General features: G+C 28.2%; 13 protein-coding genes. 5 read left to right on the forward strand and 8 right to left on the reverse strand.

All coding sequences use genetic code 11. From position 1 onward, the window contains the following. From HUJ77_RS12475 to HUJ77_RS12485, 3 genes are all read right to left on the reverse strand, one after another. Positions 1-171, reverse strand: a complete 171-nt coding sequence (locus HUJ77_RS12475; RefSeq protein ID WP_291709108.1) for a hypothetical protein — start codon at positions 169-171, stop codon at positions 1-3. 63 nt (positions 172-234) lie between these two features. Next, positions 235-714, reverse strand: coding sequence for a 23S rRNA (pseudouridine(1915)-N(3))-methyltransferase RlmH (gene rlmH / locus HUJ77_RS12480; protein WP_291709110.1), 480 nt, complete (start codon positions 712-714; stop codon positions 235-237). Between the two features lie 40 nt (positions 715-754). Beyond that, positions 755-1,426, reverse strand: coding sequence for an Hsp20 family protein (locus HUJ77_RS12485; RefSeq protein WP_291709112.1), 672 nt, complete (start codon positions 1,424-1,426; stop codon positions 755-757). Between the two features lie 182 nt (positions 1,427-1,608). Between HUJ77_RS12485 and HUJ77_RS12490 the strand changes: the two genes are divergently transcribed. Beyond that, a complete protein-coding gene (locus HUJ77_RS12490) occupies positions 1,609-1,989 on the forward strand; it encodes a hypothetical protein (RefSeq protein ID WP_291709114.1) in 381 nt (126 codons plus the stop codon). A gap of 59 nt (positions 1,990-2,048) precedes the next feature. On the opposite strand, the gene HUJ77_RS12495 is transcribed toward HUJ77_RS12490, so the two are convergent. From HUJ77_RS12495 to HUJ77_RS12510, 4 genes are all read right to left on the reverse strand, one after another. Next, positions 2,049-2,690, reverse strand: a complete 642-nt coding sequence (locus HUJ77_RS12495) for a lactate utilization protein (protein ID WP_291709116.1) — start codon at positions 2,688-2,690, stop codon at positions 2,049-2,051. Between the two features lie 101 nt (positions 2,691-2,791). Then, positions 2,792-3,289 (reverse strand): SEC-C metal-binding domain-containing protein, encoded by a 498-nt coding sequence (locus HUJ77_RS12500; RefSeq protein ID WP_291709118.1) that lies wholly within the window; start codon positions 3,287-3,289, stop codon positions 2,792-2,794. A gap of 56 nt (positions 3,290-3,345) precedes the next feature. Further along, a complete protein-coding gene (locus HUJ77_RS12505; protein WP_291709120.1) occupies positions 3,346-4,137 on the reverse strand; it encodes an MBL fold metallo-hydrolase in 792 nt (263 codons plus the stop codon). Positions 4,138-4,156: 19 nt separating this feature from the next. Then, positions 4,157-5,419: a UDP-N-acetylglucosamine 1-carboxyvinyltransferase gene (locus HUJ77_RS12510; RefSeq protein ID WP_291709123.1), complete on the reverse strand. Its 1,263-nt coding sequence runs from the start codon at positions 5,417-5,419 to the stop codon at positions 4,157-4,159. 292 nt (positions 5,420-5,711) lie between these two features. Here HUJ77_RS12510 and HUJ77_RS12515 point away from each other — a divergent pair, with 292 nt between their 5' ends. The 4 genes from HUJ77_RS12515 to HUJ77_RS12530 all read left to right on the forward strand — a co-directional run bounded on the left by HUJ77_RS12515 (position 5,712) and on the right by HUJ77_RS12530 (position 8,680). Next, a complete protein-coding gene (locus HUJ77_RS12515; RefSeq protein ID WP_291709124.1) occupies positions 5,712-6,254 on the forward strand; it encodes a hypothetical protein in 543 nt (180 codons plus the stop codon). 178 nt (positions 6,255-6,432) lie between these two features. Next, the gene (locus tag HUJ77_RS12520; RefSeq protein ID WP_291709126.1) at positions 6,433-6,888 is read left to right on the forward strand and encodes a dUTP diphosphatase; all 456 of its coding nucleotides are present in this window, start codon (positions 6,433-6,435) and stop codon (positions 6,886-6,888) included. An 80-nt stretch (positions 6,889-6,968) separates the two neighbouring features. Continuing rightward, entirely contained in the window at positions 6,969-7,400 is a 432-nt protein-coding gene (locus HUJ77_RS12525; RefSeq protein ID WP_291709131.1) for a DMT family transporter, read from the forward strand. Between the two features lie 83 nt (positions 7,401-7,483). Further along, positions 7,484-8,680: a S8 family serine peptidase gene (locus HUJ77_RS12530; protein WP_291709128.1), complete on the forward strand. Its 1,197-nt coding sequence runs from the start codon at positions 7,484-7,486 to the stop codon at positions 8,678-8,680. A 45-nt stretch (positions 8,681-8,725) separates the two neighbouring features. Here HUJ77_RS12530 and HUJ77_RS12535 read toward each other — a convergent pair. Continuing rightward, positions 8,726-9,766, reverse strand: a 1,041-nt coding sequence (locus HUJ77_RS12535; RefSeq protein ID WP_291709129.1) for a peptidoglycan DD-metalloendopeptidase family protein, incomplete at its 5' end; no start/stop codon positions are given.

Below are 9,766 nucleotides of genomic sequence, written 5' to 3' on the forward strand. Positions count from 1 at the left end.
CTAGAAGTGTAGCATAAAAAAGTTTGACTTTTTGTGTCCAAGATATTGACATAAGACCATTACTTCATCACTATGATTGCCATTCTTTCCTCCTTCATATACCATATTAACGATTAAATTAGCTTCATACAGTTTTTCAAATTTAATTATCTTTTGCACTTTAATATCCATATTAATATAACCTCTCTTGATTTTTTAATAAAATTCTCTTTTTAAAATTAACACCGTTCGCATTTACTTATGGTACGGTTCATTTTTCATTATTCTAAAGCCTCTGTATATTTGTTCTAATAACATTACTCTAAATAATTGATGTGGGAAAGTCATCTTTGAAAAGCAAAGCTTATAATTTGCCCTCTTTATTACCTTCTGTGATAGTCCTAGACTTCCGCCTATTATAAAGGCTATATTTGAGTTTCCCATAACTCCACAGTTTTCTATGTATGATGCAAATTGTTCTGATGTTAGGTTTTCACCTTTTAAATCCATAGCAACAACATGCATGTTTTCTTTTATTTTTGAAAGAATTAATTCCCCTTCTTTATCCTTTATTTGTAGTTCTTCTTTTTCTGATGCGTTATCTGGTGTTTTCTCATCTGGTAACTCTATGATATCTAATTTGCAATACCTAGATAACCTTTTAGAATATTCATCTATTGCTTGTTTTAAATATTTTTCTTTTAATTTTCCAACTGAAATTATAGTTATATTCATCCCATTTTCTCCTCATTGGTATTAATTATTTTTAGTTTATTTAAATATTATACTCTTCTACATCTATTATTGTAGTGCCTTCTTCTATTTCAGGAAGTTTTTTTAAGTATATTCTTAATACATCTGCATTAAACACGGCTTGAATCCTTTTGGGATCTACTCTAGGTACATAGAAGGTTCTTTCAGCATAATCCTTTTCTTCTAGCATTGCTATTTTAAGATAATTATCTTTTATGGCACTTCTCTTTACTTTTATGCTTATATGCTCATTATCATAATCCACATCTATATCCTTTTTGTTTGCACCTTCTAGCTTTCCTTCTATAAGGTATCTATCTCCATAATCCCTAAACTCTAAATCTATTTCTTCTTCAGACTCTTCCTCTTCTATTAAAGAATTAATAACATCACTATTTACTACAGTTTCTACTATGCTATTAATTAAATCTTCATTATTAATTAATGTAGAAAAAACTTCATTGAATATACTATTAAAAGTCCCTGCAAAGCTTCCTGCAAAAGTTCCACTAAATACATTAATTATATCATTGCCATTAGTAAAAGTTCCATATTTATAATTACCATTATTAGTATTTTCACTATACATATTTCCATTATAATTATTTTGATTAAATACATTATTATTTGTATTATTATATCCTTGGTTATTTCCCATTAAATTACTTAAAATAGAAGGAAACATTTCAAACATTATAATCTCCTTATTTATTAATTTCTATATAATATAATTATTTAATTATAAAGTTTTTGATACAATAAAAATGTAATTTTTATGTAACCAATTCAAATGGTAAAATATGTTATAATTCCTTTGAAATCTAATTTTTATTTATTATTAAAGATAATTAAAATATTTTTATAGAGGTGAAATAAATGAAAAGATTACTTATTATCTTCTTCTCTCTTAGTTTAATTTTTACACTTACTTCTTGTAGTAACTCTTCAGCAAAAGTTGTAAGAGAATATACTGGTAGTGCTTCCTTTGGTGATAATGAAGCTTATGCCTTAGGTGAAAATAGTGAAGGTATCCCAATCTTTAAAGATACAGATAAAGCTTTTTCTCAAGCTCTTATGGATTATAAAGATGGATTTAAAGCTATTGAGGAACAATATGACTTAAATCCTGTTAGTAAAAAGAATTGGAAGGAATATAAAACTTATGGTTGGCAATTAAATACTGAAGACTCTGATATAATAAAACAAGGTGTATCCATAAGTACATTTTTTGATTTTTACGAAAACAGCTTTGAATAAAAAAAGAAATTCCGCTCTCGGCGGAATTTCATTTTTAATTTTTCATTCTTCATTTATTTCTAGTATCCTATTTCCTCATTCATAAAGATTACATGTATTCTATCCTTATCCCCTTGGCTTGATATTACTGTGAATTCTCTACATAGCTTATCGCTTCCCTTACAATCAACACAGTAGCCAACCTTAGTACAAGGTGTCATTTTATTTAATCTTTTAGCATTAGCTGGTGCACATATTTCTCTATTTCTTACAACTGCTTCTTCTATATTCTTAACTATTTTATTTACACCAACTATAAGAATTACCTTTTTAGGTCCAAAAAGCATTGCTGCAACTCTATTACCATTACCATCTACATTATATAGCTTTCCATCTTCTGTTACTGCATTACTACTTGCAAAATAAGCATCTGCAAAAAAGCTTTGTTTAAAAACATTTGTTATTTCTTCTTGACTTAGACCTTCTTCATATCTATCTAGGAATTTATATCTTCCGCTTCTTAAGTGATCCATAACTCCTGTTTCATTTAATGAAACTGATCCCCCAGAAGATACAGTAGAATTTTCTTCTACTAATTCCTTTATTTTTTCTATTAGTTCCCCTTTAGTATTTACCAAGTATCCATTCATATTGTTTTTATTAAGAGCTTCTATAGTTCTTAATATTCTTTGTTCATTTACCCATTTTAAGTTATTATCCATTATATCTCACTCCCAAATATTTACTTCATTTTAATTATAATAAATATACATTAAAAATGAAATAAAGAGACCTAAAATTTATAGGTCTCTTCTTAAATAAATTATTTTCCACAACACTTTTTATATTTTTTTCCACTTCCACATGGACAAGCATCGTTTCTTCCTATTTTATTTTCATTTCTTACAGTTACAGAATCTCTGTATTTCTTTTGGATTTCTTTTCTCTTTTCTGGTGAGAAAATACCTTCCCATTGTGGTAAGTTATATAAATATTCAGCTTTTGCATCTAACATATTAAAGTATAACTTTTCTAAGTCAACTTCTAATGTTATTTCTTCTTCAGCTGTTATATTTTCTAAATCTAATTCATTCTTTAAGCTATCGTTAATTCCATCAACAAATCCCATTATAAATTCAACTGTTGTATTTTGTTTCTTAGCTAAATCATTAATTGTAAAAGTATAATTTTCTGTATGCTTTGCTAAAATATCCTTGTATATAGATGTTTCTAATTCCATATACTCACTCCAAAAAGCTTGTTCTCCTTTTACCTTAACATATTCAACTACCATATCAGTCCATTGCTTATATAAACTCATATTTTATTCTCCTTCTTATATGCTTTATAAGTATTTTGTTATTTTATTTAAATTGGCTAAACTAAAATTAAATCACTAGGACTATGTCTGTTAGCCATAGTTAAATCAACATCTTTATCTAGTATAATATTATTTTCTCTTAAAACTCCACTAACAGTTTCTAATGCTAATTCAGGATGATTGTTAGTTCCGCTTAAATGTCCTAAAAGTATTCTTTTATTTGACTTATATGTTATTAAGTCAACTAATGCCTTACCGCAATCTTCATTGGATAAATGTCCAACTTCACTTAATATTCTTCTCTTTAAAGTATATGGATATGGCCCAAATTTTAACATGCTTACATCATGATTACTTTCTAATAATATAACTTCTGAATCCTTTATATTATCTCTTATTTCTTCTGTGTATATTCCAAAGTCTGTAGTAACACTTGCCTTCTTGCCATTGCAGTGTATAGTATATCCAACTGGTGCTACAGCATCGTGAGGTATATTAAATGAAATTACATCTAAATCCTTTATACACATAGTAGATCTTCTATCCATTATCTTTATATTATGTTCTTTTATTTTTCCTATGGAACCTTCTAATACATTCCAAGTATCTGCATTGGTGTAAATAGGAATATCATATTTACGAGATAATACTCCAATCCCCTTAATATGATCTGAATGCTCATGAGTTACAAAAATTCCATCTAATTTACTTGGGTCTTCCCCAATACTCTTTAATGCTTCATCAATTTTCTTTCCTGGTAAACCTGCATCTATTAAAATCCTTGCATTTTCAGAAGCAATGAAGATACTATTCCCACTGCTTCCACTATATAATGAACAAAACTTCATTCCTCTTCCCCCATAGATGTTACTCTTCTAAGGCTCTAGTAATATCTGCACCTAGGGCTGCGAATTTGTTTTCTATATGAGGATATCCTCTATCTATATGTTCAATTTCGTATATTTCAGTAACACCATCTGCTACTAATCCAGCTATAACCATAGCTGCTCCAGCTCTTAAGTCAGTTGCTATTACTTTAGCTCCAACTAATTTATCTTTACCTTCAATTATTGCCGTTCTTCCTTCAACTTTTATAGTAGCTCCCATTTTCTTAAGCTCATCTATATGCTTATGTCTGCTTTCCCAAATAGTTTCTGCAATTAAACTTTTTCCTGGTACTATGCTTAATAATGCTGACATAGGTTGTTGTACATCTGTTGGGAATCCTGGATAAGGAGCTGTTTTAACACTAACACCCTTTAAATCTCCAGTTGCGTAAACTCTAACGCTATCGTCTCCCTCTTCTACAGTTGCACCCATTTCTATAAGTTTAGCTGCTATAGATTCTAAGTGCTTTGGAATAACATTATTTATAGTTACATCTCCTTTAGTTGCAGCTGCTGCAATCATAAAAGTTCCTGCTTCTATTTGATCTGGAATAACGCTATAATCACATCCAACTAATTTTTCTACACCTTTTACTCTAATTACATCTGTTCCAGCACCTTTAATATCTGCACCCATAGAGTTTAAAAAGTTTGCTACATCAACAACATGAGGTTCTTTTGCAACATTTTCAAGTATAGTAGTACCTTCTGCTAATGTTGCTGCAATCATAACGTTAATAGTCGCTCCAACTGTAACTACATCAAAGAATATATTTGCTCCTTGAAGTTTTTCTGCTTCTACAGTAACAGCTCCATGTTCAATATTTACTTTAGCACCTAATGCTTCAAATCCCTTAATGTGTTGATCTATTGGTCTAACTCCAATAGGGCATCCGCCTGGTAATTCTACTCTAGCTTTTTTAAATCTTGATAATAAAGCTCCTATAAAGTAATATGAAGCTCTCATTCTTCTAACATCATCAGTACATGCATCAACGCTTGTAACTTCAGTAGAATCTATTTCTATAGTATTATTATCAATTTTTTTAACCTTACATCCAAGACTTGATAATATTCTTTCAAGACAATGTACATCTTCTATATCCGGAACATTATCAATAATGCATTTACCTTCGCTTGCCATTATCGCTGCTGGCAATATAGCAACTGCTGAGTTTTTTGCACCATTTATGTCAACTGAGCCTTTTAAGACTTTTCCTCCATTTATAACTAACTTTTCCATCCGTTTCACCCTTATCATATTTATATATATTAATGTTTCCTATTATTTCAACAATTATCCATTCTATGTAACTTTCTTAAAAACTTACAACTAACATTATAACATAAAAATTATTTAATTAAATAGAGTTTTTTCTTACAAAAGGCTTTTTTACTTACTTTGCAACAAAATATTCGTAAAATTTTTAAATTATATAATCTTTTTAAATTTTTTGTAATATGTTATAATTTATAACAAGGTTTGTATACATTTATTATGAATATAAACCAATATATTATGAGAGGCTGAAGCTATGAAATATTACTTAGTGGCACTATTTGATGATGAATCATATAAAAATTTAAATCCTATACAAAAGAATCTTTCTAAAAAGTTTAGGGCAAATAGAAATTCTCCAGCCCCTTATATACCTTTAGAAGTAATTGAGAATCCAAATATAGATAAATTAGATGTTGTAGTAGATAAAATAATAAAACCATATAAAAATTTTAAGGTTCAATTAATGAAGGAGATTTCTATTTCAGAAAATAGTAAAACCTTAAACCTTAATATTCAAGATGTTGGATATATTAAAAGAATGGATAGATTAATGAATGATACATTAAGACTACATGGATTTAATGTTGAAGAAAATTCTAACGAGTCACCTCTTCATATATCCTTGGCTAATCTAAATTTTATTCCAAGAGATATGAAAAAACTTGATGGTGAAATTAATCTTAAGTCCAAATGTGATACTTTAAAGGTAGATAGAATTGAATTATGGAGATTTTCAAATAATAAAAGAGAAACCTTAGTTAAAAGTTATCCATTAAAGAAGAACTTATATTTATAAGTTAAAAGAAGGTAATAATTCCTATTTAGAATAATAGTAGAAATTATTACTTTTTTATTCGCTTAAATTTTCCACAATTTAAAAATTTATTTTTTTGTATTCGTTTTCTATACTTTTCATTTTCAATTTATTTCTGTAAAATAGTATATGGTAAATCCAAAAAGCCAGGAGGATGTTTATGGAAATTAAGTCTTTTTTTGAGGCTCAAATAGAAAGAAATAAACAACTTATTATTGATAGCAACTTAAGTGAGTATAAAATTTGGGCTAGAAAATATTTAGAGTTACATACAAAAATAAGTCATCTAGCTGATGAAACACAATGTTATAAGTATTGGATTGGAGAAGAATTAGAAATAAATAAAGAAGCTTTATTTAAGAAATATTTAGATTGTTTTGCTAAAATTATATCTATAGGTATAGATAAAAAATACAATTCAATAGAAGAAGTATCAATAAAGCCAAATGATTATTGTTTAAGTGATCAATTTTTAAATTTATTTATAGATTTAAATGACTTAATAATATCAACTTCAGAAGACCACTATTTAACACTAGTTGAAGATTTCATAAGCCTAGGAATAACTTTAGGATATTCCGAAACTCAAATAAAAGAAAAATTTTTGAAGAATTAAAAGAAAGCCTTCTATTTTTAAATAGAAGGTTTTTTAATATTTATTATGCTTAGAGGGAATAATATCTTCGAGGTGATATGATGTTAGCAATTATATGTGCAATTATTTCTGGAATTTCAATGACACTTCAAGGAATTTTTAATACACGCCTTGGAGAAAAGGTTGGAACTTGGGAAACTAATGTAATAGTCCAAGGAACAGCATTAATATTTACATTAATAATACTAATGTTCTTTGGAAAAGGTTCTTTTAAGGCTGTAAAAGATGTAAATAAGCTTTATTTATTAGGTGGTATACTTGGAGTTATTATAATTTTTACTGTTATGAAAAGCATAGGGGCTATGGGTGCAACCTTAGGAATCGGAACAATATTAATAGCTCAATTAGCTTCTGCAGGAATAGTAGATGCCTTTGGCCTTTTTGGAACTGAAAGAGTTTCCTTTGGAATTAGGGAGTTTATTGGAATTGGAGTTATGATAATTGGAATAATTATTTTCAAAAGGAGAGGTTAATTCCTCTCCTTTTTTATTTATTGTATTAACAAAAATATACCTTTTAATATAATATATATTGTGATCATTTTTAGGAGATTAATATGTTTTCTTTTACTAGAAGATTAGAGCCGAATTTAAAATCATGTATGTTATCAAAACCTTATAATAATTATAGAGTTTTAATTAAATATAAAAGATTTCAAGATAGTATAATAAAAAAAATACCTTCATACAAGGGTGAATTAATAAACCATATAGAAGCTTGTAAAGTAATAACTGCTAGATTAAATTCTAATGGCATAGAAAGACTCTTAGAATACCCTGAGATCGAATATATTTGCTTTGATGAATACTTATTTTTATGTGGTATTAGTGTAAATACCGCAAATAAAGTTAGACTACCTAATAAAAATAGAAATAAGGGTAAAGGAATAGGAATAGCTATAATAGATTCTGGAGTTTATCCTCATGCTGATTTGACTACTCCTTATAATAGAATATCCTTATTTATAGACTTAATTAATGATTTGCATTATCCATATGATGATAATGGTCATGGAACTTGTACAGCAGGTATTATTGCTGGTAATGGTAAAAAATCTAATGGAATGTATAGTGGAATAGCTCCTGAAAGCTCTATATATTCTTATAAGGCCTTTGACAGAACTGGTAAGGGCTACTTTTCAGATATATTATATGCTATGGAATTAGTGTCTAAAGAAGCTGAAAAGGGTGTTATAAAGGTTTTGTGCCTTCCTTTTGAATTATTAAGCTACAACACCTTTCTACAAAATTTATTTGATTCGTTAGTTTCTTTAATTAACAGCAAAAATATTACTTGTATAATACCAAGTGGAAGTAGCAAGAATTTAGATGGTTCTATTACAGGATTAGCTCTTTGTGATAGATGTATAACAGTTTCAGGCTATGACTCAACCGCTAATATACACCCTTATACTTACTCTTCATCTGGTTCTACAAGAATGGATACTAAACCTAATCTTTGTGCTTCTTGTGTGGATATTGTTTCATTAAATTCAGATATAAATTTTATTTCTGAAAGAGATGGTAATAAGCTATACCCTTCAAAATTAGATCTATCTTATAAGACCTTTACTGGAACTTCAATAGCTGCTGCTTATATAGCAGGTGTATGTGCATTAATTTATGAAACTGATAATAGTTTAACACCAAAAGATATATCTTCAATATTAAAAGTAGCTTGCGAACATCTAGATGAAATTCCAAAACATCATCAAGGATATGGCAAAGTTAATATTAAGCTAATACTAAAATAAGAACTCAAATTAAATACTATTTGAGTTCTTATTTTATATTCTTACTTATTGTACAATATATCCTGTAGGGTCTACTGGTTCATTATTTACTCTTAATTCAAAGTGTAAGTGCGGTCCAGTACTGAATCCAGTATTCCCTACTTCTCCAATTATATCTCCCTTTTTTACCTTATCTCCTACTTTTACTTTATATTCATTTAAGTGCCCATAATATGTACTCATATTATCTTCATGCTTAATTATAATTAAATTACCATATCCGCCATCATTATATTCAGAATAAATAACTTCTCCGTCCATTGCGGCAAAAACATTATCTCCTATATCTCCTGCAATATCTATTCCCTTATGAAATGAACTCCATCTTTCACCATATCCAGAGGTCATGTATCCCCCCCTAGTTGGATGACTTAAAAAAGCAACTCCATATTTATAAGGATTTTTAGTTCCCCTATATATTTTTTTGCTAACTGCATCTTTAATTATATATTCTTCAATTAATTTTGAATTTATAATTTTACCTGCTTCAACTGTATATTCTTTTGTATCTCTTTTAAGTCCATAAACTCCTTCTTCTATTTTAGATTCTCCTATATATAGAGTTTCTGTTGGAATTATGGTAGTTGATGGTTTTATATTATCTACTTCTTCTTTTAAATATTTTATATTTATTTTAATACCATTAGATTCTCTTTTAGATAATTCATAAAGATTATTTGCTATTTCTTCATTTGTCTCAATCAAGTCAACCTCTACTCTTTCTTGATTTAATACTATATCTCCTTTAATATCGAACTCCTTAACCATATCCTCTTTTATACTGTTTTCATCTATATATTTTTTTAGAATAATTTTTTTTACATTTTCTAAGTTGCTTTCTGAAACAGTATATCCTATTAGTTTCTCATCTAACATCACTTCATAAGCATTTATCTTTCCTGTTAATGCAACCATTAAATTATCGAAAATATTATCAGATACTTCATTGACTCCTGAATATCCTTTATGCAAGTTGTTTAGTCCATCTCCAAATGTTGCTAAAGTCCTCACAGTTAAGAAATGCTGAAAAGTCCAAGTTTCAAGTCT

Origin of the sequence: Clostridium sp. (assembly GCF_021443865.1) — a bacterium.
Classification (GTDB): Bacteria; Bacillota; Clostridia; order Clostridiales; family Clostridiaceae; genus Clostridium.

Coding starts and splice junctions, on each gene's coding strand:
- HUJ77_RS12490 (WP_291709114.1), top strand. CDS start 1,609: ATGAAAAGATTACTTATTATCTTCTTCTCTCTTAGTTTAATTTTTACA.
- rlmH (WP_291709110.1), bottom strand. CDS start 714: ATGAATATAACTATAATTTCAGTTGGAAAATTAAAAGAAAAATATTTA.
- HUJ77_RS12520 (WP_291709126.1), top strand. CDS start 6,433: ATGGAAATTAAGTCTTTTTTTGAGGCTCAAATAGAAAGAAATAAACAA.
- HUJ77_RS12505 (WP_291709120.1), bottom strand. CDS start 4,137: ATGAAGTTTTGTTCATTATATAGTGGAAGCAGTGGGAATAGTATCTTC.
- HUJ77_RS12510 (WP_291709123.1), bottom strand. CDS start 5,419: ATGGAAAAGTTAGTTATAAATGGAGGAAAAGTCTTAAAAGGCTCAGTT.
- HUJ77_RS12525 (WP_291709131.1), top strand. CDS start 6,969: ATGTTAGCAATTATATGTGCAATTATTTCTGGAATTTCAATGACACTT.
- HUJ77_RS12515 (WP_291709124.1), top strand. CDS start 5,712: ATGAAATATTACTTAGTGGCACTATTTGATGATGAATCATATAAAAAT.
- HUJ77_RS12530 (WP_291709128.1), top strand. CDS start 7,484: ATGTTTTCTTTTACTAGAAGATTAGAGCCGAATTTAAAATCATGTATG.
- HUJ77_RS12485 (WP_291709112.1), bottom strand. CDS start 1,426: ATGTTTGAAATGTTTCCTTCTATTTTAAGTAATTTAATGGGAAATAAC.
- HUJ77_RS12475 (WP_291709108.1), bottom strand. CDS start 171: ATGGATATTAAAGTGCAAAAGATAATTAAATTTGAAAAACTGTATGAA.
- HUJ77_RS12500 (WP_291709118.1), bottom strand. CDS start 3,289: ATGAGTTTATATAAGCAATGGACTGATATGGTAGTTGAATATGTTAAG.
- HUJ77_RS12495 (WP_291709116.1), bottom strand. CDS start 2,690: ATGGATAATAACTTAAAATGGGTAAATGAACAAAGAATATTAAGAACT.